The organism is Undibacterium sp. CCC3.4 (assembly GCF_034347425.1).
Classification (GTDB): domain Bacteria; phylum Pseudomonadota; class Gammaproteobacteria; order Burkholderiales; family Burkholderiaceae_D; genus Undibacterium.
Map to the genome: position 1 here is coordinate 361,445 of NZ_CP133779.1, position 26,543 is coordinate 387,987.

The 26,543-nt window shown below is 52.4% G+C and carries 21 protein-coding genes, 1 other RNA gene and 2 pseudogenes; 9 read left to right on the forward strand and 15 right to left on the reverse strand.

The window, feature by feature from the left end:
• Positions 1-18 precede the first annotated feature (18 nt).
• Together mltB and RHM61_RS01720 are read left to right on the forward strand one after the other, a co-directional pair.
• Positions 19-1,098, forward strand: coding sequence for a lytic murein transglycosylase B (gene mltB, locus RHM61_RS01715; RefSeq protein WP_322249416.1), 1,080 nt, complete (start codon positions 19-21; stop codon positions 1,096-1,098).
• Positions 1,099-1,458: 360 nt separating this feature from the next.
• Positions 1,459-1,758, forward strand: coding sequence for a hypothetical protein (locus tag RHM61_RS01720; RefSeq protein WP_110257001.1), 300 nt, complete (start codon positions 1,459-1,461; stop codon positions 1,756-1,758).
• A 122-nt stretch (positions 1,759-1,880) separates the two neighbouring features.
• On the opposite strand, the gene cysM is transcribed toward RHM61_RS01720, so the two are convergent.
• The 13 genes from cysM to gyrA form a co-directional block, all read right to left on the reverse strand.
• Positions 1,881-2,783, reverse strand: coding sequence for a cysteine synthase CysM (cysM, locus tag RHM61_RS01725; RefSeq protein WP_322249417.1), 903 nt, complete (start codon positions 2,781-2,783; stop codon positions 1,881-1,883).
• Between the two features lie 167 nt (positions 2,784-2,950).
• Positions 2,951-3,829 carry a D-glycero-beta-D-manno-heptose-7-phosphate kinase gene (rfaE1, locus tag RHM61_RS01730; protein ID WP_322251019.1) on the reverse strand — a complete coding sequence of 293 codons (879 nt, stop codon included), beginning with the start codon at positions 3,827-3,829 and terminating at the stop codon, positions 2,951-2,953.
• Positions 3,830-3,891: 62 nt separating this feature from the next.
• A complete protein-coding gene (locus RHM61_RS01735) occupies positions 3,892-5,265 on the reverse strand; it encodes a UDP-glucose/GDP-mannose dehydrogenase family protein (RefSeq protein WP_322249418.1) in 1,374 nt (457 codons plus the stop codon).
• Positions 5,266-5,363: 98 nt separating this feature from the next.
• Positions 5,364-6,539, reverse strand: coding sequence for a lipopolysaccharide assembly protein LapB (gene lapB / locus RHM61_RS01740; protein WP_322249419.1), 1,176 nt, complete (start codon positions 6,537-6,539; stop codon positions 5,364-5,366).
• Positions 6,540-6,601: 62 nt separating this feature from the next.
• Complete coding sequence (locus RHM61_RS01745) at positions 6,602-6,916, reverse strand: LapA family protein (RefSeq protein WP_322249420.1); 315 nt, start codon at positions 6,914-6,916, stop codon at positions 6,602-6,604.
• A 161-nt stretch (positions 6,917-7,077) separates the two neighbouring features.
• Positions 7,078-7,383, reverse strand: a complete 306-nt coding sequence (locus RHM61_RS01750) for an integration host factor subunit beta (protein ID WP_322249421.1) — start codon at positions 7,381-7,383, stop codon at positions 7,078-7,080.
• A gap of 30 nt (positions 7,384-7,413) precedes the next feature.
• Complete coding sequence (gene rpsA, locus RHM61_RS01755) at positions 7,414-9,114, reverse strand: 30S ribosomal protein S1 (RefSeq protein WP_322249422.1); 1,701 nt, start codon at positions 9,112-9,114, stop codon at positions 7,414-7,416.
• A gap of 309 nt (positions 9,115-9,423) precedes the next feature.
• The gene (gene cmk, locus RHM61_RS01760; RefSeq protein WP_322249423.1) at positions 9,424-10,098 is read right to left on the reverse strand and encodes a (d)CMP kinase; all 675 of its coding nucleotides are present in this window, start codon (positions 10,096-10,098) and stop codon (positions 9,424-9,426) included.
• Between the two features lie 51 nt (positions 10,099-10,149).
• Complete coding sequence (gene aroA / locus RHM61_RS01765; protein ID WP_322249424.1) at positions 10,150-11,481, reverse strand: 3-phosphoshikimate 1-carboxyvinyltransferase; 1,332 nt, start codon at positions 11,479-11,481, stop codon at positions 10,150-10,152.
• Positions 11,482-11,523: 42 nt separating this feature from the next.
• Positions 11,524-12,432 carry a prephenate dehydrogenase gene (locus tag RHM61_RS01770; protein WP_322249425.1) on the reverse strand — a complete coding sequence of 303 codons (909 nt, stop codon included), beginning with the start codon at positions 12,430-12,432 and terminating at the stop codon, positions 11,524-11,526.
• Positions 12,433-12,439: 7 nt separating this feature from the next.
• Positions 12,440-13,513, reverse strand: a complete 1,074-nt coding sequence (pheA, locus tag RHM61_RS01775) for a prephenate dehydratase (RefSeq protein WP_322249426.1) — start codon at positions 13,511-13,513, stop codon at positions 12,440-12,442.
• 178 nt (positions 13,514-13,691) lie between these two features.
• Complete coding sequence (gene serC / locus RHM61_RS01780) at positions 13,692-14,795, reverse strand: 3-phosphoserine/phosphohydroxythreonine transaminase (RefSeq protein WP_322249427.1); 1,104 nt, start codon at positions 14,793-14,795, stop codon at positions 13,692-13,694.
• A 42-nt stretch (positions 14,796-14,837) separates the two neighbouring features.
• Positions 14,838-17,480 (reverse strand): DNA gyrase subunit A, encoded by a 2,643-nt coding sequence (gene gyrA / locus RHM61_RS01785; protein ID WP_322249428.1) that lies wholly within the window; start codon positions 17,478-17,480, stop codon positions 14,838-14,840.
• 636 nt (positions 17,481-18,116) lie between these two features.
• On the opposite strand from gyrA, the gene ompA reads away from it, so the two are divergent.
• The 7 genes and pseudogenes from ompA to istB all read left to right on the forward strand — a co-directional run bounded on the left by ompA (position 18,117) and on the right by istB (position 24,932).
• Entirely contained in the window at positions 18,117-18,779 is a 663-nt protein-coding gene (gene ompA / locus RHM61_RS01790; protein WP_322249429.1) for an outer membrane protein OmpA, read from the forward strand.
• Between the two features lie 189 nt (positions 18,780-18,968).
• Positions 18,969-19,672: pseudogene (ubiG, locus tag RHM61_RS01795) on the forward strand (bifunctional 2-polyprenyl-6-hydroxyphenol methylase/3-demethylubiquinol 3-O-methyltransferase UbiG).
• Positions 19,673-19,719: 47 nt separating this feature from the next.
• The gene (locus tag RHM61_RS01800; protein ID WP_322249430.1) at positions 19,720-20,433 is read left to right on the forward strand and encodes an HAD-IA family hydrolase; all 714 of its coding nucleotides are present in this window, start codon (positions 19,720-19,722) and stop codon (positions 20,431-20,433) included.
• Positions 20,434-20,442: 9 nt separating this feature from the next.
• Positions 20,443-20,803: a transfer-messenger RNA gene (ssrA, locus tag RHM61_RS01805) on the forward strand.
• Between the two features lie 91 nt (positions 20,804-20,894).
• A complete protein-coding gene (locus RHM61_RS01810) occupies positions 20,895-22,385 on the forward strand; it encodes a site-specific integrase (RefSeq protein WP_322249431.1) in 1,491 nt (496 codons plus the stop codon).
• A gap of 223 nt (positions 22,386-22,608) precedes the next feature.
• Entirely contained in the window at positions 22,609-24,126 is a 1,518-nt protein-coding gene (istA, locus tag RHM61_RS01815; protein WP_322249432.1) for an IS21 family transposase, read from the forward strand.
• Positions 24,126-24,932, forward strand: coding sequence for an IS21-like element helper ATPase IstB (gene istB, locus RHM61_RS01820; protein WP_322249433.1), 807 nt, complete (start codon positions 24,126-24,128; stop codon positions 24,930-24,932). Before istA ends, istB begins: the two co-directional genes overlap by 1 nt.
• A 210-nt stretch (positions 24,933-25,142) precedes the next feature.
• Here the strand turns inward: istB and RHM61_RS01825 are convergent.
• Positions 25,143-25,739 (reverse strand): annotated as a pseudogene (locus RHM61_RS01825) (DUF4158 domain-containing protein); the annotation flags it as partial.
• 3 nt (positions 25,740-25,742) lie between these two features.
• The gene (locus tag RHM61_RS01830) at positions 25,743-26,321 is read right to left on the reverse strand and encodes a recombinase family protein (RefSeq protein WP_322249434.1); all 579 of its coding nucleotides are present in this window, start codon (positions 26,319-26,321) and stop codon (positions 25,743-25,745) included.
• Positions 26,322-26,543: the final 222 nt, after the last annotated feature.

Below are 26,543 nucleotides of genomic sequence, written 5' to 3' on the forward strand. Positions count from 1 at the left end.
TTTTTTGCGATTACCATTTTGAAATTTTCTCGCTTAGTCTCATTTTTTTGCCTTTCAGCCAGCTTGATACAGCCCGGCAGTGACGCCATCGCTGCCGCGAAAAGCAAACTCCCTCCCGCCGCGGCAACGAACACCGTTCACTTCGAGCAATGGCCAGAAGTCGCCGCGTTCTCCAATGATATGGCCAGTAAGCATGGCATCGATCCGGCTTATCTGCGCGCGGTCTTCGCGCGCACGCGCTATATCGAAAGCGCACGACAATTAATGCGTCCGGCACCGGCCGGTAAGCCCAAAAATTGGCAAGCCTACCGCGCCCGCTTCGTCGAAGGCAAACGGATTGCTGCCGGGCTGGCCTTTTGGGATAAATACAGCGCCACCTTGGAGCGGGCGCAAAAACAGTATGGCGTACCAGCGGAAATCATCGTCGGCTTGATCGGCGTCGAAACAATTTACGGCCAACATACCGGCAGTTTTCGCAGCATCGATGCGCTGACCACGCTGGCTTTTGACTACCCGGAAACCCCGACGCGCGATGCAAGAATGCAATTTTTCAAGCAAGAATTGGAAAGTCTGCTGTTAATTTCTAAAGAATCGGAAATCGACCCGTTTGCCTTCACCGGTTCCTATGCCGGTGCAATCGGCTGGCCGCAATTTATGCCTAGCAGTATACGCGCCTATGCGGTTGACTTCGATGGCGATGGCAAAATCAATCTCAGTACCTCCGCCGTCGATGCCATCGGCAGTGTCGCCAACTATCTCGCCGCCCATGGTTGGAAAGCCAACTTGCCGGTCGCATTTCCGGCCACGCTGACCGGCAGCGAGGCCCATACGGCAGAACTGCAAAGCAGCCTGAGCCAAGGACTCAAAGCCACTTATCTACTATCTGAACTCAGCGGCTTCCTCAGTACGGCCAGCAGTGCCGCACCGAGCACGATACAATATGGCGTGGTCGACTTACAAAATGGTGATGCCGCCACCGAGTATTGGCTGGGGAGTGAAAATTTCTTCGCCATCACACAATACAACCGCAGTTATTTTTACGCGATGTCGGTGTTTGAGCTTGGCCGTGTCATCGCGATCGCGCGCGAAAACCGCTGAGGTAGTGGATAGTTGACATTTGATATTTAAGGTTTAACAATATCTTTCACTTTAATCAATTGCTATACGGAAAGTTTTATCCAATACTGTGTTGCCAGCATGTGATTTTAGGCAATAAAAATATTGAATCTTGAAAAAATCCTTGAAAACAATTTGTACTTTCTTGTAATTTGAACTACAGTGCGAACATCTAGTTGATATTATGGCATGCAAACAAAGCAATATATCGGCAGATTTAACAATGTTTTGCTATTACTATGATAAGGGTTTTCTATTTTAAAGATACAATATTACCGTATGATTAATTCTCATTGAAGCAACTTAATCTCCAGCATCAATAGACAAGACAACGAGGTAATTATGGCAAATCTGACACAGCTTGAATCGGACGAGATCGATTACGATCCGAATAATCTTTTAGACACGCTGATCAAACAATTGCATTTGAAAAATGATGCAGCACTTTCCCGCGCTTTGGAAGTGGCACCACCAGTGATCAGTAAAATCAGACATCGTCGTTTGCCTGTAGGCGCGTCTTTGTTAATTCGCATGCATGAAATCAGTGATGTCAGCATCAAAGAATTGCGCGAACTGATGGGTGACCGTCGCGCCAAATTCCGCATCAGCGACAAGCAATTCAAGCCGAAAGACGCCGCATAATTTGCGCCGCGATTCCCATCAAGTGCCGGTAACGGCGGCTTGAAGGCGATATACCGAAATCACTCTGTCAGAGTCATTTCGGTATTTTTTTTAGAAAATTGTATTAATGTAACAATCAATCATCAGGCCGGAAATACGCCCGTCGACAAATAGCGGTCGCCGCGATCGCAGACGATGAACACGATGGTGGCATTTTCGACTGTTTGGGCGATGCGCAAAGCAATTTCACAGGCACCGGCGGCAGAAATACCGCAAAAAATCCCCTCTTCTACCGCCAAACGACGCGCCATTTGCTCGGCGTCCGACTGCGAAACGGACAGGACTTCATCGACCGCCGCCTTGTCGAAGATTTTCGGCATGTAGGCTTGTGGCCATTTACGGATGCCGGGAATTTGTGAGCCTTCTTCCGGTTGCGCTCCGATGATGCGAATCTGTGGATTTTCCTGCTTCAAATAAGCCGACACACCCATGATGGTGCCGGTGGTCCCCATGGCACTGACGAAATGCGTCACGCGGCCGCCGGTATCACGCCAAATTTCCGGACCAGTCCCTTCAAAATGTGCCAAGGGATTATCGGGATTGGCGAATTGATCAAGAATCACGCCCTTGCCTTCTTTTTGCATTTGCTCGGCCAAATCGCGTGCATATTCCATACCGCCTGTCTTGGGGGTGAGAATAATTTGCGCGCCATAGGCGGCCATACTCTGGCGCCGCTCAATGCTGAGGTTCTCGGGCATGAGCAAGAGCATCTTATAACCACGCATCGCCGCCGTCATTGCCAGCGCGATACCGGTGTTGCCACTGGTCGCTTCGATCAGGGTGTCACCAGGCTTGATCTGGCCACGTTGCTCGGCCCGCAACACCATCGACAAGGCTGGACGGTCTTTCACCGAACCGGCCGGGTTATTCCCTTCCAGCTTGCCGAGGATAATATTATTACGCAGGACATTGTCCGCGCCGGGAATACGCTGCAAACGCACCAGCGGGGTATGGCCGATTGTGTCTTCAATAGTCAGGTAGCGCATAGTCTTCATTTCAAAACAGTCAGAGCCCTATTCTAATCGTTTTCGTCCTTCGCGCTGCGGCAACGATCGCGCCGGGCTATAGACAGATTTCAAATAAGCTAATGTGAATCACGTGACGAATGAAACCGCCGCGACGGCTACGCCGTCACAGCGTTTTCACCCGTGCTTCACTGCGCTGGAAACAATTCTTGCTGCGACACAGTGGCGGTACCCAGCTTGCCAACCACAATCCCGGCAGCGCGGTTGGCGATGACCACGGACTGCTCCATCGACATGCCTTGCGCCATCATCACTGCCATGGTGGCGATCACGGTGTCACCGGCGCCCGAGACATCAAACACTTCGCGCGCCATGGTCGGCACGTGCGTTACGGCGGCCTCGGTATAGAGCGTCATGCCTTCTTCCGAACGGGTCAGCAACAAGCCTTGTAGCCCCAAGTCGGTGCGCATCGCCTGCGCCTTCTCAGTCAATTCGGCTTCACTATCCCACTCACCGACAATTTGCCTTAATTCCGATTTATTCGGCGTGAGTAAGCTGGCGCCACGGTAGCGAGAAAAATCGCTGCCCTTCGGGTCGACCAAGATCAACTTGCCGGCCGCCGTCGCGCCACTGATCATAGCGGCCACATTGACCAAGCCACCCTTGGCATAATCGGACAAGACCACCACATCACAGGTAGTCAGCAAGGCATTGTAGCGGTTGAGTTTATCGCTCAGCACATGGGCGGTCGGGCGCTCTTCAAAATCGATCCGTATCAATTGCTGCTGCCGCCCGATCACGCGCAATTTGATGATCGTTGAAATTTCGCGATCCCGACTCAAATAACTGGTGATGCCCGATTTTTTCAGCATCGCCTCGATGGCGTCGCCAGCTTCATCCTCGCCTATCACGCCGAGCAAGCTGGTCGTCACGCCAAGTGCGGCGACATTGAGCGCCACGTTCGAGGCACCGCCCAGACGCTCCTCGCGCCGCTGCACGCGCACTACCGGCACCGGTGCTTCCGGCGAGATACGATTGACTTCGCCGAACCAATACCGGTCGAGCATGACATCACCGGCAATCAGTATGCGTTTTTTGGCGCTATCGAGTAAGGCGTTCACAAGCATCCTCACTTACGCGTCAGTACCGAGCGGCCAATGCCGTGGTATTCAATGCCAAGTTCCGTCATCAGAGCGGGCTCGAACAAATTACGGCCATCAAAGATCACGGCTTGCTTCAAGCGTGCTTTGACTTGGTCAAAGTCGGGACTACGAAAAGCCTTCCATTCGGTCACGATGGCCAGGGCATCAGCACCATCAAGGGCATCCATAGGATTGGCAGCGAAGCGTATTTTTTCCAACAATTCCGGCGCATCGTAGAAATCGAGTTCCAGTACTCGCTGCGCTTCTTCCATCGCGACCGGATCATACACGGCCACCGAGGCGCCATTGCGCAGCAATTCGCCCAACAAGACACGGGAAGACGCTGCCCGCATGTCATCGGTATTGGGTTTGAAGGCCAAACCCCAAACGGCAAAATGCCGACCGACCAATTTATTGTCAAAGCGCTGCAAAATCTTCGTTCCCAGCACCTGCTTTTGCCGTGCATTGACCGCTTCGACCGCTTGCAGTATCAGTAAATTAAGACCGTAATCTTGCGCCGTGCGCTCCAGGGCTTGCACATCTTTCGGAAAGCATGAGCCGCCATAGCCGCAGCCGGCATATAAAAAGCTGTGGCCGATGCGCGGATCAGAACCGATACCATGCCGTACCGCTTCGATATCAGCACCGACATGGTCGGCCAAATTCGCCAACTCATTCATGAATGAAATCCGCGTCGCCAGCATGGCATTGGCCGCGTATTTGGTAAATTCTGCCGAACGCACATCCATCCAATGCATGCGTTCATGGTTACGATTGAACGGCGCATACAGTTTTTTCATCAATGCGCGCGCCTTCTCGCCAGAAGGCGAGGTATCGCAGCCAATGACAATGCGATCAGGCCGCATGAAATCTTCGACCGCCGCACCTTCCTTCAAAAACTCCGGATTCGAGACCACCGAAAAACCAATCTGGGCAGGACGCAAAGCGAGTTCGGCGCTGATGGCGCCCGCAACGCGATCGGCGGTACCGACCGGCACCGTCGACTTATCGACCACCACTTTGAAATTTTTCATATACTTGCCGATGTTGCGCGCGGCTGCCAACACATATTGCAAGTCGGCCGAACCATCTTCATCCGGCGGCGTGCCGACCGCAATGAACTGCACATCACCGTGGGCCACACTGGCTTCGATGTCAGTCGAAAAAGTCAAGCGCCCGGCCGCCCGATTGCGCGCCACGACTTCTTCCAAGCCCGGCTCATGAATCGGAATGCCGCCACCGTTAAGGATTTGGATTTTCCGCTCATCAACATCAAGACAAAACACATCATTGCCCAATTCAGCCAGGCAAGCGCCTGTAACGAGGCCAACGTAACCGGTACCGATAATAGTAATTTTCATTTGGTGATCACAATTTCAAAAAATGTTGTGTTCAAAGAGTAAGCCTGTACTTACCGCCATAAGGACAGCTGGGTAGCACGCCGATCAGTTAATTGCAGTCAATTCATTACATTCAATTCTTCGGTGCGGCGCGGTGGGTAAGTTTCCCAGCGACTGCATCCAGGGCAATGCCAATAAAACTGGCGGGCCTTGAAACCACAATGCGAGCATTGGTAGCGCGCCAGCTTTTGCGCATAGCCATGCACGAGGTTTTTAACCAGTGCCAGTTCCGGCCGAAATTCGTTTGGTACATTCAGCATGCGGGCATCGAGTAATTTATCGAGACCCAACAGCGTCGGGGTGCGCCGCAACTCATCACTGACCAGCACATTGGCCGCTTCCACCGTATCGAGCTCCAGCGTGGCTTTGAACGCCACTTCGAGCAAATCGACCGAGGGTGCTTCGGCCAGATAGTTCTTGAGCAAATTCAAGCCTTCCTGCGGCCGTTCCAGCTTACGGTAGCCATCCATCAGGCGCTGGGCGACCAAGGCCACGTGGGGTACGCTTTGCTGCTCGACGCGCCGCCACGTCAGCACAGCTTGCTCGATCTCGCCGTTGGCCAGTTGCACATCACCGATCAGCATCGTGGCGCGCACATTCATGCGATCGGTCGCCAAGGCCTTATCGAGCGATGCCAAGGCCGCAGCGGAATTGGTATGCACCAACTCATCTTGCGCAATTTCACAATAAAACTGCGCGATCTCTTTCTGACGGCCACCGGCACCGGCTTCCTGCAAGGCATGGGCAGCCTCAATGGCACGCGCCCATTCTTTTTCGCGCTGATAAATTTCCAACAAAGCGCGACGTGCCTGCGCTTCATAGTTGCCCGACAACAGCAGGTTGAAAGTTTCCTCGGCACGGTCTAGCAAGCCCGCCTTCAAATAATCTTGACCGAGTTCGTAGCAGGCCTGGGTTTTCAATTCGGCTGGCAAATCGGGCCGCGCCAGCATATTCTGATGCACCCGTATCGCCCGCTCGGTTTCACCGCGACGGCGAAACAAAATACCGAGCGCGAAATGCAGCTCTACCGCCTCGGGATCGAGCCGCACGATTTCGATGAAGGCATCGATGGCCTTGTCAGGCTGCTCATTGAGCAGGAAATTCAAGCCCTTGAAATAACCGTTGGGCAAACTGCGCGATTCTGATAACAATTGCCGAATATCAACGCGCGCAGCCAACCAGCCGAGAGTAAAAAACAAGGGGATGCCCAGCAACCACCAAATTTCAAATTCCATTTTTTCTTATTTTCTTTCTTGGTTCAATTGGTGCCGCCTGCCGGGGGCTTGAACAAATAGTTTCAGGTAGAGCGAATGCTATCAGCTTGCGGTGCTTCCGTGCTCGCTCGCTCGGCGGCAATACGTTCTTTTTCCATCTCGGCCAAAGTATTTTTGTGACGCGACACATCTCGACGATGGCGAAACACGATAGGCACCATCGCCAAAATACCAACGACGGCACCGGCGACGAAAAATACCAGCAACATCAATACCAGTGGCCCCTTCTGCTCATAACCGAAAAAATAGCGCAGCGTCACTTCACCATCGTTTTTCAAGGCAAAGCCAAAAAATAGGATGAATAGAATGACGGCAAACAGTCTGGAAACATATTTCATGGGAGTATCCTCATCAGTGAAGAAAAAAACGTGGAAGCTAAATCGATGTTGCGTCCACATACAGGATATTGTACTCAAAAAAAACGGCATACCGGAGGAAACCGATATACCGTTTTTTAATTTATGTCAATCACGAAGCACCATGACTCGTCTGTAAAAACCTAGTCATCGTGTATCGGTTGCCCTACCATTGCATCTACACGTTCGCGCAATTCCTTGCCCGGTTTGAAGTGTGGTACCCGTTTTTCGGGAACCATCACTTTATCGCCCGACTTCGGATTGCGACCGATGCGCGGTGGACGGCTGTTGAGAGCAAAGCTGCCGAAACCACGGATCTCGATACGTTGCCCAGTTGCCAAGGCATCGGACATCGCATCAAGGATGGTTTTGACAGCGACATCCACATCTTTAGCTACCAGTTGTGGATACCGCTCCGCCAGACGAGCTATCAGCTCCGACTTCGTCATATGAATAAAACCTGCGGACTGAGCTTGCGCTTAGTTTTTGTTGTCGAACTTAGCTTTCAACAACGCGCCCAGGCTAGTTGTACCGGAAGCAGCGTTCGAATCTGTAGAGATTTTTTGCATTGCTTCTTGAGTTTCAACACTGTCTTTCGCTTTGATCGACAATTGGATGCCACGGGCTTTGCGATCGATATTCAATACCAAAGCTTCAACACTGTCGCCGACTTTCAGGTGTGTACCAGCATCTTCCACGCGGTCGCGCGAAATTTCGGAAGCACGCAAGTAGCCTTCTACATCTTCAGCCAATTGGATCACTGCGCCTTTGGCTTCAACCGATTTAACGGTACCGATGACTACAGCGCCTTTGTCGTTCATTGCGCAGTAGTTATTGAACGGATCGCCTTCGAGTTGCTTAACACCAAGGGAAACGCGTTCACGTTCAACATCGATGGCCAACACGATGGCTTCGAGTTCGTCACCTTTTTTGAACTTGCGAACCGCTTCTTCACCAGCTTCGTTCCACGACAAATCGGACAAATGCACCAGACCGTCGATGTTACCGGACAAGCCGATGAACACGCCGAAGTCAGTGATCGATTTGATCGCGCCGCGGACTTTATCGCCCTTCTTGTGGTTGATCGCGAAATCATCCCATGGATTGGCTTTGCACTGTTTCATACCCAAGCTGATACGACGACGTTCTTCGTCGATTTCCAGAACCATGACTTCTACTTCGTCGCCCAATTGAACAACTTTATTTGGTGCCACGTTTTTGTTAGTCCAATCCATTTCGGAAACGTGGACCAAACCTTCAATACCTTGTTCGACTTCAACGAAGGCGCCGTAGTCGGTGAGGTTCGTGACTTTACCGAACAAACGGGTATTGGCTGGGTAACGACGCGACAGACCTGTCCATGGATCATCGCCCAATTGTTTTACGCCCAGGGAAACACGGTTTTTCTCTTGATCAAATTTCAAGACTTTAGCCGTGATTTCTTGGCCGACCGTCAACACCTCGGAAGGGTGACGAACACGACGCCATGCCAAATCAGTGATGTGCAACAAGCCATCGATACCGCCGAGGTCAACGAAGGCGCCATAGTCAGTGATATTTTTGACGATACCAGTAACAACGGTACCTTCTTTGAGTGTTTCCATCAATTTCTGACGTTCTTCACCCATCGATGCTTCAACCACGGCACGACGTGACAAGACCACGTTGTTGCGTTTACGATCAAGCTTGATGACCTTGAATTCCATGGTCTTGCCTTCGTACGGTGTGGTATCTTTCACCGGACGTGTATCGACCAAAGAACCTGGCAAGAAGGCACGGATGCCGTTGGTCAGAACAGTCAGACCACCTTTGACTTTGCCATTGACCGTACCAGTAACGATCTCGCCGGACTCGAGCGCTTTTTCCAGCGCGAGCCACGAAGCCAAACGTTTCGCTTTGTCGCGGGACAAAATTGTATCGCCGAAACCGTTTTCCAGCGAATCAATCGCTACGGAAACGAAATCGCCGATATTAACTTCCAAGTCGCCTTGGTCGTTTTTGAATTCTTCAACAGGAATAAATGCTTCTGATTTGAGGCCGGCGTTAACGATCACGAAGTTGTGGTCGATACGAACGACTTCAGCAGAAATCACTTCACCGGAACGCATATCCTGGCGTGACAAGGACTCTTCGAACAAAGCTGCGAAGCTATCTGCACCGGTTGCGAAATCTTGAGACATGAAAACAGTAGACATAGTATTTACGAGTTAGCCGGAACAAAACAAAGGCTTTGTTTACCGGGTTAGGTTAACACACCCCGCTCCCTCATCAGCACGACAAGAGCAGCAGGACTTGATGCACAGCAGACCAATTAACCGGTCTGCCGATATAAAAATGATTGGAATGAAGAACCAGCGCGCCGATCAGCCTCGACCATGTTCAGCAAAGCAGTCGCCGCTACTTTACCGTCGCTACTTTACCGTCGCTACTTTACAGTCGCTACTTTACAGTCGCTACTTTACCGTATTACGCAGCGCTTATCGCATACGCTACTGCACCGCACGCAAGACCTGAGCGTAGCTCTGCAGCACTTGTTCGACGGCTTGCTCTGCCGTCATATCAGAGGTATCGAGAATTTTTGCGCCCGGCGCCGGCTTAAGCGGCGCAGCAGCGCGTTCACTGTCGCGCGCATCGCGTTCTGTCAAATCTTTTACCAAGTTTTCCATATTAGCAGAAATTCCCTTTTCAATCAATTGCTTATATCGGCGTCCGGCGCGCGCCTCAGCACTTGCTGTTAAGAAAACTTTTAAACTCGCATCAGGGAAAATTACCGAGCCCATATCGCGGCCATCGGCCACCAAGCCTGGTGCCTGACGAAACGACACTTGCAAATCAATTAATGCTTTTCTGACCTCTGGCAAGACCGCAATGCGCGATGCCGCCACGCCTATCGCTTCAGCACGCACCAAGTCAGTCACATCCTGCTCTTCGAGCAATACATGCCCGTGCGCAAAACGACACGGCAAGCTACGCGCCAGCAGCGCGATAGCCGGCGCATCACTGAGCGCGACCTCATGGCGCTGCGCCATCAAGGCCGTCAAGCGATACAAAGCGCCGGAATCGAGGTAATGAAAACCGAGGTGCTTGGCGACCCGGTGCGCCACTGTCCCTTTGCCGGAAGCAGTGGGACCATCGATCGTAATGACAGGACTTAACATAGACATGCGCGACTTTGTAGGGTGAAAAATGCGAGGAATACCACCATCATAGGCCATTTAAAATAAGTCTTCATGCACGATGCTGGCAAAGGCTGCAAAATAATCGGGAAAAGTTTTTGCCACACAATGCGGATCGTTGATGCGAACGGCCGCACCTCGACGTGCCTTGCCATCCAAACTGGCGAGTGAAAAACACATCGCCATACGGTGATCATCATAGGTAGCTATGCTCGCTGGCAACATTTTACCGGGCGGCGTCACACGCATATAATCGACCCCCTCTTCGATCACGGCACCTAGCTTGCGCAACTCGATCGCCATGGCCGCCAAGCGATCAGTTTCCTTGACGCGCCAGCTGGCGATATTGCGCAGCGTCGTGGTGCCGTCCGCATACAAGGCGGCAATCGCGATCGTCATGGCGGCATCGGGAATATGATTGCAATCCATATCAATGGCGCGCAACACCCCATTCGACTGCACTTCTATCCAATTCTCGCCACGTGTCACCGTCGCCCCCATTTGCTCCAGCGCTTCGGCAAAGCGCACATCGCCTTGAATACTATCGCGCCCAACCCCCTCCACCCGCACCGGCCCACCGGCAATCGCACCGGCCGCCAAAAAATACGAAGCCGACGAGGCATCGCCTTCGACATGAATACTGCCGGGCGAACGATAGTGTTGGCCTGATGCAATTGTAAACGTTTGCCAGCCATCGCGCTGCACCGTCACGCCAAAGCGCTGCATCAGGTTAAGCGTGATTTCTATATAGGGCTTGGAAATCAAGTCCCCCACCACCTCGATCACCACTTCATGTTGTTTTGCCATCAGTGGTGCGGCCATCAAGAGCGCGGTCAGGAATTGACTGGAAACACTTCCTTTGACTTGCAAGCGAGCGGCATGCAAATGACCGCGGCGGATATGCAAAGGAGGAAAACCAGGCGTGCCCGTGTAGGCAATTTGCGCACCAGCATGATTCAAGGCATCAACCAAATCACCGATAGGCCGCTCATGCATACGAGCAACCCCATGCACCGTATAGTCGCCACCCAACACCGCCAGCGCCGCGACCAGTGGGCGTATCGCCGTACCGGCATTGCCCATGAACAAATCTGCCTGATGCTGAGGAAAATTCCCAGCGGCACCGATGACTTGATAATCATGGCTATCGCCATGTTGTTGCCAGCGCACGCCGAGTTTTTGCAAGGCAGACAACATCACCATGGTGTCATCCGAAGCCAACAAATCCTTGATCTCGGTAGTCCCTTCAGACAAGGCTGCCAGCAGCAAAGTACGATTCGAAATACTCTTGGAACCCGGCAAGCGCACCGTGCCCTGCACACGCATCACTGGTGCCAAGTCAATATAAGGGGGGAAATGTTTTTGATTCATGGCTCTTCTGCTTTCATTGCTCAGTTCAAACTCGCGGCGACCTCAGTCACCGCCTCCGGCGCGCTGTTGTTCGGCCGCTTCAATTGCGCTAATCCAGTTATGCCGCGCGCTTTGCGCATTGGCATACACCGCGTTAATGGCCGCACCATCGGCCTGCAGCAAATGCCCACGCAAGGCCTGCAGATTACTCATATAGGAATCCAATTCAGCCAGCAAGGCACTGCGATTGGCCAAACTGATATCGCGCCACATTTCCGGCGACGAACCGGCAATGCGTGTGAAATCTCGAAAACCGCTGGCCGCATACTGGAACAAGGTATCGGCATGCGGCTTTTTCGCAATATCATCGACTAAGGCATACGCCAGCAAATGCGGCAAATGACTAACCGCAGCAAACACGGTGTCGTGCGTGCTCGGATCGAGATAATGAATAATCGCACCGCACTGCTGCCACGCAGCGGCAACCCGGGCGACATCGGCCGGGCGATTTTCCGCCAAGGCGGTGATCACTGCTTTTTTGCCGCGATACAAATCGCTCAAGGCCGCTTGCGGTCCATTGAGTTCACGCCCGGCAATCGGATGGGCTGGCACAAACTGGCCGATACGCTCGCCCAGTGCAGCACGCGCGGCGGCTACGACATCCGACTTGGTGCTGCCGGCATCGGTAACGATGGTGGTCGGTGCTAAAAATGGCGCAATGCTCGCTAAAATGGCCTCGGTCTGTGCCACCGGTGCGGCAATCAATACCAAGTCGGCATCGCGCACCGCCTGCGCCGGTGAATCGGCAATACTGTCGATGATGCCAAGTTCCAATGCCGTCTGCAAGGAAGCGCGGCTGCGTCCGGCCCCAACGATGTGGGCAACGGCACCGGCTTGTTTCAACGCCAGCGCAAACGAGCCACCTATCAGTCCGACGCCGAAGATGGCGATTTTCTGAAACCCTGTCTGCATCACTGCCTCACAAGGTGCAAGGATAGGAACCGAGCACCTTGAAGAAGGCGGCTTGATCCTTGAGCTCGGCCATGGCCGCAGCGACCTTGGCCTCTTGCACATGCCCTTCGACATCGACATAGAAATAATATTCCCAATTGCCGGTACGAGCAGGACGCGACTCGAAGCGCGTCATCGACACCCCATGCACCTCTAAAGGTGCGAGCAACTTGTATACGGCACCAGCCTTGTTGGGCGTGGCCAGCACGATCGAGGTTTGATCTTTCCCGCTCGGCGTGGTCTGCAAGCGACCAATCACGGCAAAACGGGTGCGGTTATGTGGATCATCTTGAATATGGGTACTGACAATGCCGAGCGCATATTGTTGGCCGGCGATTTCACCGGCAATCGCCGCCACACCAGCGTCTCCGCTGGCCATACGCGCCGCTTCGGCATTCGAGGCCACCGCTTGCCGCTCGATTTGCGGATAATGCTGATTGAGCCAAGTTTGACATTGCGCCAGCGCTTGCGAATGGGCGCAAATGCGCGTCACCCCAGCCATGCCGCCCGACTTACTCATCAAACTGTGCTGCACCGGAATGGCCAACTCGCCGCTGATAATCAAACTGGTTTGCAACAGTAAATCGAGGGTACGATTCACCGCCCCTTCGGTCGAATTTTCTATCGGCACCACGCCAAAATCAGCCGTACCCGCTTCGGTAGCGCGAAACACTTCATCAATCGACACACATGGCAAGGCTTCGATGGCGTGGCCGAATTGTTGATACACCGCTTGTTCGCTGAAGGTACCGATCGGGCCCAAAAAGGCCACGACCACACGCCGCTCCAAGGCCCGGCAAGCCGACATGATTTCGCGGAAAATCAATTGAATATCGGCACTCAGCAAAGGCCCCGGGTTACGTTCGGCCACGCTGCGCAAAACCTGCGCTTCGCGCTCCGGGCGAAACACCGGTGCATTGGTTTCTGCTTTGACGTGACCAACCTGCTCGGCTACGCGCGCACGGGCATTGAGTAAATCGAGAATTTGTGTATCGATGGCGTCAATTTGATGACGCAAAGGGAGTAATTTATTGTCGCTCATGGAATACCTGAAAACCGTGTTGAATAATGATGACAGTGCGCCGGCAGCGCACTGCGGAGAATAAGACTGTCCGCTCACCAGACTTGTGGTCGGGTCCGGCAACACCACACGGTCCAGAACCAAGCTGGCAATGGGTTGCCGCAGGCGTCGATCAACGCCGGGCACATCCTTGGACTACTCAGGCAGGCGTCAGTGCAAAATCATGCATAAAACTAAGCAGCGCCTGTACGCCAGCCAGTGGCATGGCGTTATAAATCGAGGCGCGCATGCCGCCTACCGATTTATGTCCCTTCAATTGCAGCAAACCGCGCTCTTTGGCCGCGGCCAAGAAGGCCGCATTCAAACTTTCATCTTTAAGAAAGAAGGGCACATTCATGCGCGAGCGGCAATCGGGTGCGATGCGGTTTTCATAAAAATCACTCTGGTCGAGATAATCATACAAGAGCTTGGCCTTGGCAATATTCTGTTGCTCCATCGCCGCCACACCGCCCTGCCGCTTAAGCCACTGGAATACCAAGCCGGCAATATAGATCGCATAGGTCGGCGGGGTGTTGTACATGGAATCATTATCGGCGATCAGCTTCCAGTCAAATGCCGAGGGGCAACACGGCAAAGCATGACCGAGCAAATCTTCGCGCACAATGACAATAGTCAAACCGGCCGGACCGATATTTTTTTGCGCCCCACCATAAATGACACCATACGCCGAGACATCGATGACGCGCGACAAAATATGTGACGACATATCGGCCACCAGCGGCGCGCCATGAGTGGCGGCGGCAACCTCAGGGGCGAACTGGTATTCCACCCCATCGATGGTTTCATTGCTGCAGATATGCACGTAAGCCGCATCAGCGCTAAGCTGCCAGTCGGCACGCGGCGGAATGCTGGAAAACTGCTGCGCCGCAGACGAAGCCGCCACATTGACCTGACAATATTTGGCCGCTTCCTTGATCGACTTGCTCGACCAAGAACCGGTATTGATATAGTCAACTGTGGCCGGCTGTGCTTTGCGTCCGACTAAATTCATCGGAATGATCGCATTTTCTGCGATCGCGCCGCCTTGCAAGAACAAGACTTTATAATTATCGGGAATCGCCAGCAAATCGCGTAAATCGCGCTGTGCTGCTGCCAGAATCGACATGAACTCGCTACCACGATGACTCATCTCCATGACCGACATACCGCTGCCATGCCAATCGAGCATTTCGGCCGCAGCCTGTTGCAATACCGCTTGCGGCAACACGGCCGGACCTGCTGAAAAATTATAAATCGTCGTCATCGCGCTCATCCCTTACTTGCCTCGTTCTTACTTACCTCGTGATTACTCGCTGGCCGCTTCCGCGCCGTCGTCCGCCTCACCGATCGCTTCCACGGCATCGGTATCGGCATCGGTTTCAACAATGCGCTGCAAGCCGGAAAGCTTGGTGCCATCTTCCACAGCGATCAAAGTCACACCTTGTGTGGCGCGGCCCATTTCGCGAATTTCCGCTACCCGTGTGCGTATCAGTACGCCGCCCGTAGTGATGAGCATGATTTCATCCGCCGCTTCCACCAGCGTCGCAGCGACGACCTTGCCGTTACGCTCGGACGTTTGAATCGCAATCATGCCCTTGGTACCACGACCGTGGCGCGTATACTCAAGAATCGGCGTGCGTTTGCCGTAACCATTTTCGGTTGCCGTCAGTACCGATTGCTGTTCGTTTTCTGCGACCAACAAGGCAATAACCTGCTGCGCTTCATCAAGATTCATACCGCGTACACCACGCGCCGTACGGCCCATAGGACGCACATCATTTTCATCGAAGCGCACCGCTTTGCCGGAATCAGAAAACAGCATCACATCATGCTTGCCATCAGTCAGCGCGGCACCGATGAGGAAATCACCGTCATCGAGATCGACGGCGATGATGCCGGCTTTACGCGGATTACTGAAATCCTTCAGTGGTGTTTTCTTGACCGTACCAAGACTAGTCGCCATAAAGACATAATGGTCTTCCGGGAAGCTGCGATTCACGCCCGACAAAGGCAGAATCACGGTGATTTTTTCACCATCTTGCAAGGGGAACATATTGACGATAGGCTTGCCGCGCGAAGTACGCGAACCCTGCGGCACTTCCCACACTTTGAGCCAATACAAACGGCCACGATTACTGAAACACAAGATGTAATCATGAGTATTAGCAACAAATAGTTGTTCGATCCAGTCATCATCTTTGGTAGCAGTAGCTTGCTTGCCACGGCCGCCGCGTTTTTGTGCACGGTATTCCGACAAGGGCTGCGACTTCATGTAACCGGTATGCGACAAGGTTACGACCATATCTTGCGGCGTGATCAAATCTTCGGTTTCGAGATCGGTAGCGTTGTGCGTAATTTCAGAACGACGTACATCCTTGTTGCCTTCGCCGTATTCGTTTTTAGCCAAGGTCAACTCATCGGTGATGATCACGGTGACACGTTCAGGCTTAGACAAAATATCGAGTAAATCAGCGATTTCTGCCATCACGTCTTTATACTCGTTGACGATCTTATCCTGCTCCAGACCAGTCAAGCGTTGCAAACGCATCTGCAGAATTTCTTGCGCCTGATCATCCGACAATTTATACAGACCGTCGGTTTGTATGCCGTAATGTACCGGTAAATTTTCCGGACGGAAGGCAGCGATACCGGCCGGATTATCGGCAGCGGTACGAGTCAACATTTCACGCACCATGGAACTGTCCCAGGCCCGCGTCATCAATTCTTGCTTGGCGATAGGTGGCGTCGGTGCCGCTTTGATGATGGCGATGAAATCATCGATATTCGCCAAGGCGACCGCCAAACCTTCGAGCACATGACCGCGATCGCGCGCTTTGCGCAATTCGAACACGGTACGACGCGTCACCACTTCACGCCTATGCGACAGGAAACACTCGAGCATTTGCTTGAGATTAAGCAGCTTAGGCTGGCCATTGACCAGCGCTACCATATTCATGCCGAAGGTATCTTGCAACTGCGTTTGCTTGTACAGATTATTCAAGACCACGTCCGGCACTTCGCCACGCTTGAGCTCAATCACAACACGCATGCCCGACTTATCCGATTCATCGCGAATATCGGAAATGCCTTCAAGCTTTTTATCACGCACCAGCTCGGCGATGCGCTCAAGCAGCGATTTTTTATTCACTTGGTAAGGCAATTCGTCAACGATCAAGGCCGTGCGATTTTCTTTCCCATACTCTTCGAAATGCGTTTTAGCGCGCATGACTACTCGGCCGCGCCCGGTACGATAACCATCACGCACACCGGAGACGCCATAAATAATACCGGCGGTAGGAAAATCCGGTGCCGGAATGATTTCGATCAAATCATCGATGCTGCAATCGGCATTACGCAATACATGCAAGGCACCGTTGATGACCTCAGTAATATTATGCGGCGGAATATTCGTCGCCATACCAACCGCAATACCGGAAGCACCGTTGATGAGCAGATTCGGGATCCGCGTCGGCAGCACCGATGGTTCTCTTTCCTTGCCATCATAGTTAGGCACGAAATCGACGGTTTCTTTTTCGATGTCAGCCAGAATTTCATTAGCGATTTTATCGAGTCGGCACTCGGTGTAGCGCATCGCCGCCGCATTATCGCCATCGACCGAACCGAAGTTCCCCTGACCATCGACTAATGTATACCGCAAAGAAAAATCTTGCGCCATGCGCACCAGCGTATCGTAAATCGAGGCGTCACCATGCGGGTGATACTTACCCATCACTTCACCGACAACGCGCGCGCATTTGACGAAAGGACGGTTATACACATTATTCATTTCATGCATCGCGAAGAGCACGCGACGATGCACAGGCTTCAAGCCATCACGCACATCCGGCAAGGCACGACCGACGATCACGCTCATGGCGTAATCGAGGTAGCTCTTGCGCATTTCTTCTTCAAGGGAAATCGGGAGTGTTTCTTTTGCGAATTGATCCATTGGCAGGCCGGCAAGTTAAAGCTTGGTTAATTGATGACATCAATGACAATCCGTAGCGGGCTTTGTGAGCTGGGTAAAAATTTCAGCCGACCCGAATTGACCTGAGGTTTAACTCTTGATTCTAACATGCCTGCAGGGCCATCAGCGCCATTTCTAGCAAATTGGACCACGCCAAACCATGGGCACTACCACGGCAGCGAGCACTAAGCAGCCAGAAGAACAAGCGCGGCCACTCAGAACAGCGCGTATAAACACCGTGGATGAGCGCATGAATTTGCCGCAAAGCACAAACATTAGAGCGCCGGCGCAATTAACTTCGCCAGCTACGCGCGATTGCACATGATACAGATCAATTTCTCTGCAGAAAAATAATTATAATAAAATGACATCAATCGGCTTACTACCGAGAAACTGCCTGCATTATGTTGCCAAATCACGACATATTTAACCATGCCTTACTTTACCGACATAGCGACAGCAGTTACAAAGCCATGAAATATGGCAGAATATCGAAGATTGACGAAAAGCCTGTTTAGTGAAATAGTATTGTGATCAAGCACGTGGTATTATCTGGTTTTTATGCAGTAATTTGCGCAGTGTATCTGCGGTAATTCAATCTCACTCGAGAGGAGAAATATGAAAATTTTAGTTAAGCTCGTTATCGCAGCGTCCGCAGTGGCATCCTTTTCTGCTTCCGCACAACAACAAGACATCAAAGCAAGCACACCAACAAGTGCTTACGTCCAAGACAGCCGTGGTGTTGTTGCACGTGATCCGTTCGGTCTGTGCTGGCGCACTGGCTTCTGGACACCAGCTGATGCATTGCCAGGTTGCGATGCACCATTGGTAGCCGAAGCCGCTCCTGCTCCAGCTCCTGCCCCAGCTCCTGTTGTCACTCCTGCACCAGCTCCGAAAGTGATCGTTCCTGTTGTTACTTCGGAAAAAGTCAGTTTTGCTGCCAGCGCACTGTTTGATTTCGATAAAGCTGTACTGAAATCAGAAGGCAAAAAACAACTGGACGACATGGCTTCGAAATTGCAAGCTATCAACCTGGAAGTAGTTGTTGCTGTTGGTCACACTGACTCCGTCGGTTCCGCTGCTTATAACCAAAAATTGTCTATCCGTCGTGCTGAAGCAGTCAAAGCATATCTGGTAAGCAAAGGTATCGCAGCCAACCGTGTTTACACTGAAGGCAAAGGCGAAAAACAACCTGTTGCTGACAATAAAACAGCCGATGGCCGCAGCAAAAACCGTCGCGTGGAAATCGAAGTTGTTGGTACCCGCAGCGTAAGCAAATAAGCATTAAGTTCTGACAAAACCTGGTTTTGTTTCAGGAAAAAACCCCGCCACGGCGGGGTTTTTTATTGCCCGATAACTACATACAAACTACCCATCCCGCTCAACGACACACGTCAACAATGCGGCCGACGCGAGTATGGCCTACAATACGGTCTTTGCCCTTCGCACCACGGTGCACAGCGATCACTCATGTCTACTCTCAACGCCGACCCAGCAGAAATTCAAAAATTCAGTGACCTCGCCCATCGTTGGTGGGATCCGAGCTCAGAATTCCGTCCGCTCCATGACATCAACCCGCTGCGTCTGGAATGGATCAACCACCTCGCGCCACTGGCAGGCAAGCAAGTTATTGATATTGGCTGCGGTGGCGGTATTCTGGCCGAATCCATGGCCAACAAAGGCGCACTCGTGACTGGCATCGACCTGTCCGAGAAAGCCCTCAAGGTAGCCGATCTGCACGGCTTGGAATCCGGCGTCAAGGTGCGCTACCAAAAAATCGCCGCCGAAGAAATGGCCGAAGCCGAAACGGCTCAGTACGACATCGTCACTTGCATGGAAATGCTGGAACACGTGCCCGATCCCGCCTCAGTGATCCGCGCTTGCGCGCGCTTAGTCAAACCAGGTGGGCGGGTGTTTTTTCCACCCTCAACCGTAACGTCAAATCGTACTTGTTCGCTATCATCGGTGCCGAATACCTGCTGCAACTACTACCCAAGGGCACCCATGATTACGCAAAATTCATCACCCCGGCCGAACTGATACAAGACGTACGTAACGCCGGCCTGGAATTACAGGCCATCAAAGGCATGAGCTACAATCCGCTGAGTAAGATCTACAGCCTCAACCAAGATACCAGCGTCAATTACATGATTGCCTGCACTCGCCCGCTCTGAGTCCACCCGCACGGGCTGCTACAGCCCGTGCCTACCACCAAGGCCCAATGCATAATCCCCAAGCCATACTATTCGATCTCGACGGCACCCTTGCCGATACCGCGCCCGACCTGGCCGCCGCCATCAACGTCATGCGCGAACGCCGCGATCTGCCTCCCGCCCATTACCAAAGCCTGCGCCCGCACGCTTCAGCCGGTGCACGCGGCCTGCTCGCGGCCGGTTTCCAACTCACCCCCGACGACCCAACGTATGAAGCGATGCGCATGGAATTTCTCGATCAATACGCCGCCTCCATTGCCGAGCACAGCCAATTGTTTGAGCACATCCCGGCACTCTTGCACGGTCTCGACTCGCTCGGCATTGCCTGGGGCATCGTCACCAACAAAGCCATGCGCTTCACCCAGCCGCTCATTCCCCTGCTTGAGCTTGAACAAGCACGCTGTGTGATTTCCGGTGACACGACGGCACACCCGAAACCGCATCCCGCACCTTTATTCGAAGCTGCGCGACAGCTTGGCATTGCCGCCAAGGATTGTTGGTACGTCGGCGATGACCTGCGCGACATCGAAGCCGCCGCAGCCGCCGAGATGACCAGCATCGCCGCCGCCTGGGGCTATTGTGGCGCGACCACACCACGACAATGGAATGCCGACGCCATCGTCGATAGCCCGCTGGAATTGCTGGAACTGATACGCGCCAAGCATGAACAAGCTTGTGAAGCTGAAAGCAACAACACGGTTGACAAAATTGCGCTATACTAGCAGAGCTTAGGGGTCGACCAGGTTTCGACAGGGGTTGCAAAGCAGCGCAGGGCATACCGAGGCCAGACTACCTCGTAAATACAATCTGAACATTTACAACTGCAAACGATAATTCGTACGCATTAGCCGCGTAATACCGGCTAACCTTACACCACCTCGTCCATAGGGTGGGCTGGCAACAGCAGTAAGGACATTCATATGGAATCGTCTCAGGCCGGGTAACTTGGTCAGGGCTTAAATAATAGGTTACTCGTCTGTCCCAAGCGCGTGCGTCCGCGTGGTACGGGTTAAATCAAATGGCAGCACTAAGTATGTAGAACTGTCTGTAGAGTGCTTCTGGACGCGGGTTCGATTCCCGCCGACTCCACCAATTTTCACCGTAACCCATTGATTTATATAGACTAGAGCTATGTAAATTGATGGGTTTTTACCCTTCAAGTGAGACGGTCAGTGAGACCGTCATGCTCAAAATAAACCACTTATGTGTGTCACGCCACGGCGTGTTCTATCTCCGCGTCTACCATCAAGGTAAGTCGCAAAAATTTTCTTTGCGCACAAAAGACCCAACTAGAGCTAGAATTATTGCTCTGACATTTAATCTAAAAAAACATATGGCAATACAATCGGCATCATCCAAACCTGACTTGTCTGACTTGAATATCGATATTGATAACATCAAGCAATGGAAGGAAAAGACACATTCCGATGGTACGGTCGAGGTCGAAACGACCAGTTCAGCCGATGCCGCCGAGTACAGAGCCTATCGCAAAGAAGAACGCGACCACGAAATTGCTCTGAAGCTTTTAGAACAGGAAAATCTAAAAATAGAAGCTGCTGAACGAGCCATGCGAGAAACACGGATTCAGACAGAACAAAACATCATCACAAAAATCCTCAACCAACCAGCACCCGCACAGACTGAGTTACCCCTGCTTTCGGCGATGATTGATGCCTATATTGACGAAGAAATAACCGATCAGACGATAAAATCACGGCGAAACAAGCGTTCTCAGTTTCATCACTTCATGAAATTTGCTGGTGATCGACGTGTTAACAAATTTGAAGATCAAGACGTAATGGCGTACCGCAAGCACCTGCAAGCTACACAAATTCAGAAAAAAACCATCAACAAAAAAATCGGTGCTCTGACGGAGTTATTCAGAACAGCACAAGGCTGGAATCAGCGCATCGAATTTTATAATCCATTTGAGGGCAAGCTATTTCCCAAAGTCGAAAAAGAAGTATCTTACCTGGCATTCAACTCCGAGCAAATTGATCAGATATTTTCAAAAGAGACATATTGCAATTTTAACAATCTAAAGCCGAACTACTACTGGCTACCATTTCTTGCCCTTTATACAGGTGCACGACTTGAAGAGCTTGCTTCGCTAGAAATCAAGAATATAAAACAGGAGGACGGAATCTGGTATTTTGATATTCCTCGCATGAAAAACGATAACTCGGAACGTAAAGTGCCGTTGCACAAGGAAATTATTAACAGTGGATTTCTGGACTACGTGGAAACTGTGCGCAAACGCAACGAACAATTGCTATTTCCAGAACTGAAAAAGGAACCAAAATATGACGCTAAGACCGGCGAACTTATTCCACCTTCCAATTATGGAAAGAATCCATCTCGGCGATTTGGGGAGTATATGGACTCGATCAATTTATCTGATCCGCAACTTGTATTCCATTCGTTCAGGCATACATTTATTTCATCGATATCAACGACCAGCAACAACATTATCTTGAACATGGCGTTGGTCGGACATATTGATGCCAACATTTTGACCGCCATTGGTGTCAGCAGAAAGATTGTCGAGTCTGCACATGCTGAAAACTACCAGCACCAAAAACCGTTAAAAGTACTCAAAGCCGCGATCGATGAATTTGATTTTAAGTTAAAAGTACCGTTTGCCTTTGGATTGTACGGCAACCGTCGAAAGTAATATTACAGAAAATATGCAGTTGCAGGTCACGGGCACTGAAGAACAACCTTAAAATAAATTGAAAGGCTCCCGCCACAGCGGCAGGCACATTTGGCACGCTCATGACCCCTGTTGCCGCCGACCGAAAATTGACCCACTAACAGGAGTTATGCCGACTCAAAATTGACCCAGGTGTTCTACTTACCCTGCCTAATAGTTAGGCAGGGAGAAAAAGGTGATCACTATGGACATGTTAGGCAAGATACGGCGGATGTTTTTACGCGACAAACTGTCGCTGCATGAAATTTCCAGGCGCACAGGTCTGTCGCGCAATACGATACGCACCTGGCTCAGGAAACCAGAAGGTGAATTATCAGTTCCATCCTACCGGCGCGGACTTGGGCCGCTGAAACTCAGTCCTTATCATGCCGAATTGGAGCAAGCTCTCAAAGCGGATGCACATCGCCTCAAACAAGACCGGCGAACCGCCAAAGCTCTGTTTACTCAAATCAAGGGCCAAGGTTACGACGGTAGTTATAGTGGCGTCACCGATTTCATCCGTGACTGGCGCGGCCGTGAAGGCAAAGCACCTCATGCCTTTGTGCCATTAAAATTTGAACTGGGTGAAGCCTTTCAGTTCGACTGGAGCGAAGAAGGTTTAGTCATCGGCGGCGTATATCGGCGCATGCAGGTGTCCCATCTCAAACTGTGCGCCAGCCGTGCGTTCTGGTTGGTTGCGTATCCCAGCCAGGGCCATGAAATGCTGTTTGATGCCCACACCCGGTCCTTCACGGCGCTGGGTGGCATTCCCCGGCGCGGCATTTACGACAACATGAAGACGGCCGTCGACAAGGTCAACAAAAGCAAAGGCCGCACGGTCAATGCTCGCTTTGCCGTGATGTGCGCCCACTATTTGTTTGATTCCGATTTCTGCAATGTGGCGTCAGGTTGGGAGAAAGGCATCGTCGAAAAGAACGTGCAAGACAGCCGACGGCGAATCTGGATCGAGGCGCAGCAACGTCAATTCTCATCCTTTGCCGAGCTCAATGTCTGGCTGGGCGAACGCTGCCGTGCTCTCTGGAGTGAGTTGCGACACCCAGAGCATGATGCGTTTAGTGTGGCAGAAATGCTGGAACATGAGCGCGCTGAAATGATGCCGATGCCAGCACCATTTGACGGTTACGTTGAGAAACTGGCGCGTGTATCATCAACCTGCTTGATCAGCGCGCACCGCAATCGATACTCCGTCCCCTGCGAATTGGCCGGTCAACTGGTCAGCACGCGTCTCTATCCCAACCACGTCAGCGTCATCGCCAATGATGTCATCGTTGCCCGTCATCTCCGGTTAACGGAACGTGCGCTGATTTGCTATGACTGGCAACACTACATCCCTCTAATCCAGCGTAAGCCCGGCGCACTTCGAAACGGCGCACCCTTTGCAGACATGCCAGCGCCTTTGATGCGATTGAAACAAGGGTTGATGCGTCATGCAGGCGGTGACCGGATTATGGCGCAAGTATTGGCCACCGTGCCGACTGTAGGGTTGGATGTCGTGCTGGTTGCGGTTGAGTTGGTCAACGAATCCGGCGCGCTCAGTGCTGAACACATTCTGAATGTATTGGCCAGATTAGATGGAAGCCCAGTATCAGAGACTGTCGAAACCAGTCTGGAATTAAAAGAAGCGCCAGTAGCAAATACTGAGCGCTATGACAGCTTACGAGAGCTGGATGACGTCACAACCAGCACACAGGGAGAGCAATAATGAACAACATCACAGCAGAATTAAATTCCTTACGCCTGCACGGCATGTCCAGCGCCTGGGCAGAATTGGTAACGCAGGGCACCACACCCACAGAGCCGCTCCAATGGATTATTGAACATCTTCTAAAGGCTGAATTTACAGAGCGCGGCATGAAATCAATACGTCATCAAATGGCCATGGCCAAGTTTCCGGTACATCGTGATCTGGCCGGATTTGACTTTAGCTCATCCAGTGTCGATCAGGTGCTGGTCAAACAACTGGCCACATTGGCGTTTACGGACACAGCACAGAACGCGGTATTTATTGGTGGGCCAGGTACAGGCAAGACCCACATTGCTACGGCCATTGCTGTCTCTGGCATTACCACAAAAGGAAAACGGGTTCGTTTTTATTCGACCGTGGATCTAGTCAATCTACTGGAAAAGGAAAAACGGGACGGCAAGGCAGGACGACTTGCGCTGCAGATGAGTCGTTTGGACCTCGTCATTCTGGATGAACTAGGTTACCTCCCATTCAGCCAGGTTGGTGGTGCGTTACTGTTCCACCTGCTCTCTAAATTGTACGAACATACCAGCGTGATCATCACGACCAACCTCAGCTTCTCGGAATGGTCTAGTGTATTTGGTGATGCCAAGATGACGACAGCGTTGTTGGATCGACTGACGCATCACTGCCATATCGTCGAAACGGGTAACGAATCCTACCGTTTCCATCACAGCAGTTCGGCAGCCAAAGTCAGAATTCAATCGCGTGAACAAGGGCGCAAGGGAGGAGGAAAAGCAGAAAAGGAAGAAGAGGCACGTTAAGTTTGCGCGCGGGGTAGTCACTTCGGGCTACGCCCGAAGTGACTACCCCGCAACTACTTAACCTGGGTAACACGACAAATGAATAGGTTAAAAACCAACTGTTTGTTAGACTTATCCACAATTGCTGGTTCACAAAACAGCAACTCGCCCTGGGTCAATATTCAATCGGCAGGGTGGGTCAATATTCAGTCGGCGCCAACAGTGCGGCGCAACGTTGAGCAGATTATCCAATCCCCGCAGGTGATGCGGCTGTAGCGGCTCCAGTAATGCCCGATAGATGCGGCGGTTGGCGCGCGTCACGGCTTCCGCGCAGGCCCGCTCAATCACCGCCAGAGTCGGTAGAATGATATTACGCTGCCGTAATGTCTCCAAGGCTTGGGCTGCGAGCACCAACCCTTTATCGGTCTGCATGGCGAGATCTGCAAGGCTATGCGCCAGCTTGCGAAAATCCGGCAGGCCGAACGCGGACAGGCTAAGGTAGGCGCGCAATTCCTGAAAGTGTTCGCGTCGGGTCTGATCGCGCACGCCATACTGCGACCAAGCGGCGGCATCGCTTTGTATCTGGCGGGATATCCACTGGATGATCGGGGCCGGCACCGGCATGTCGACCGCCAGCGCATAGCCCGGATAGCGCAGCAGGCACAACTGAACGGCGAAGCCGAGCCGGTTGGCGTCGCCTCGACGCTGCCGAATCAAGGACAAATCGGACTCAGTGAAGCTGTAATGCTGAATTAGGTCGTCCTGGCTTTCCGGGAGTGCCAGCAGGCTGTCCCGCTCCGTCGCGGAAAGTATGGATCGGCGCGGCATGCGTTACGTTTTCCCGGTTCCGCCGATTCGTGCGATCGTTTCAATCAGCGTGGTGCGCTTGACTCCGAAGGTTCGACATACAGCAGCCTTGGACATGCCACCGTTCAGGGCGGCAACAATGGAGTCCAGCTTCTCACCGGTGATCGCTGGCGGACGGCCACCTACACGGCCGCGCCGGCGCGCGGCTGCGAGCCCGGCGGTCACGCGCTCCTTGGTCAAGCCGCGTTCGTACTGGGCGAGCGCGCCGAACACATGGAACAGCAATTCGCCTGACGCTGTCGTGGTGTCCATGCCTTCGGTGAGGGAACGAAAAGCAACCTGTGTGTCTTTCAGCGTGTTCACGATGGTGAGCAAGTTCGGCAGCGAACGTCCAAGCCGGTCTAGCTTCCAGACAACGAGCACGTCACCAGGCCGCACGAATTCAAGCGCCTGGACCAAGCCGGGCCGATCATCCTTGGCACCGGAAGCGCGATCTTCATACAGGTGCCGGGCATCGACACCCGCCGCCAGCAGCGCGTCGCGCTGCAAATCGGTGTTTTGACGGTCCGACTCGGACGAAACTCGCATGTACCCGATAAGCATATACGGAAAACCTATGCAGTGTGGTTGGCGTATGCTAACTCATGACGACATAGTTTTCCGCATATTTTTTACGCCTTCACACGCCTTCACGTGTAAGCTTCCGGTGTCGCCTGTCGATCTGTCGCCAAACACTTGTTTTCCGACTGGTTGTATTCCGCACTGAGCGGACTTGACTAAGATTTCTCGGCCTCGCCTTCACTTATCTTGGTTAATCCGGTCAAG

Bases quoted from the DNA above. Each gene is read 5' to 3' on its own strand.
- serC (WP_322249427.1), bottom strand. From the start codon at position 14,795: ATGACGACGATTTATAATTTTTCAGCAGGTCCGGCCGTGTTGCCGCAA.
- lapB (WP_322249419.1), bottom strand. From the start codon at position 6,539: ATGGAATTTGAAATTTGGTGGTTGCTGGGCATCCCCTTGTTTTTTACT.
- RHM61_RS01800 (WP_322249430.1), top strand. From the start codon at position 19,720: ATGCATAATCCCCAAGCCATACTATTCGATCTCGACGGCACCCTTGCC.
- pheA (WP_322249426.1), bottom strand. From the start codon at position 13,513: ATGAGCGACAATAAATTACTCCCTTTGCGTCATCAAATTGACGCCATC.
- cmk (WP_322249423.1), bottom strand. From the start codon at position 10,098: ATGTCTATGTTAAGTCCTGTCATTACGATCGATGGTCCCACTGCTTCC.
- istA (WP_322249432.1), top strand. From the start codon at position 22,609: ATGGACATGTTAGGCAAGATACGGCGGATGTTTTTACGCGACAAACTG.
- aroA (WP_322249424.1), bottom strand. From the start codon at position 11,481: ATGAATCAAAAACATTTCCCCCCTTATATTGACTTGGCACCAGTGATG.
- istB (WP_322249433.1), top strand. From the start codon at position 24,126: ATGAACAACATCACAGCAGAATTAAATTCCTTACGCCTGCACGGCATG.
- gyrA (WP_322249428.1), bottom strand. From the start codon at position 17,480: ATGGATCAATTCGCAAAAGAAACACTCCCGATTTCCCTTGAAGAAGAA.
- RHM61_RS01750 (WP_322249421.1), bottom strand. From the start codon at position 7,383: ATGACGAAGTCGGAGCTGATAGCTCGTCTGGCGGAGCGGTATCCACAA.
- RHM61_RS01735 (WP_322249418.1), bottom strand. From the start codon at position 5,265: ATGAAAATTACTATTATCGGTACCGGTTACGTTGGCCTCGTTACAGGC.
- rpsA (WP_322249422.1), bottom strand. From the start codon at position 9,114: ATGTCTCAAGATTTCGCAACCGGTGCAGATAGCTTCGCAGCTTTGTTC.
- RHM61_RS01830 (WP_322249434.1), bottom strand. From the start codon at position 26,321: ATGCTTATCGGGTACATGCGAGTTTCGTCCGAGTCGGACCGTCAAAAC.
- RHM61_RS01810 (WP_322249431.1), top strand. From the start codon at position 20,895: ATGCTCAAAATAAACCACTTATGTGTGTCACGCCACGGCGTGTTCTAT.
- RHM61_RS01745 (WP_322249420.1), bottom strand. From the start codon at position 6,916: ATGAAATATGTTTCCAGACTGTTTGCCGTCATTCTATTCATCCTATTT.
- ompA (WP_322249429.1), top strand. From the start codon at position 18,117: ATGAAAATTTTAGTTAAGCTCGTTATCGCAGCGTCCGCAGTGGCATCC.
- RHM61_RS01720 (WP_110257001.1), top strand. From the start codon at position 1,459: ATGGCAAATCTGACACAGCTTGAATCGGACGAGATCGATTACGATCCG.
- cysM (WP_322249417.1), bottom strand. From the start codon at position 2,783: ATGCGCTACCTGACTATTGAAGACACAATCGGCCATACCCCGCTGGTG.
- rfaE1 (WP_322251019.1), bottom strand. From the start codon at position 3,829: ATGCTCGACCGGTATTGGTTCGGCGAAGTCAATCGTATCTCGCCGGAA.
- RHM61_RS01770 (WP_322249425.1), bottom strand. From the start codon at position 12,432: ATGCAGACAGGGTTTCAGAAAATCGCCATCTTCGGCGTCGGACTGATA.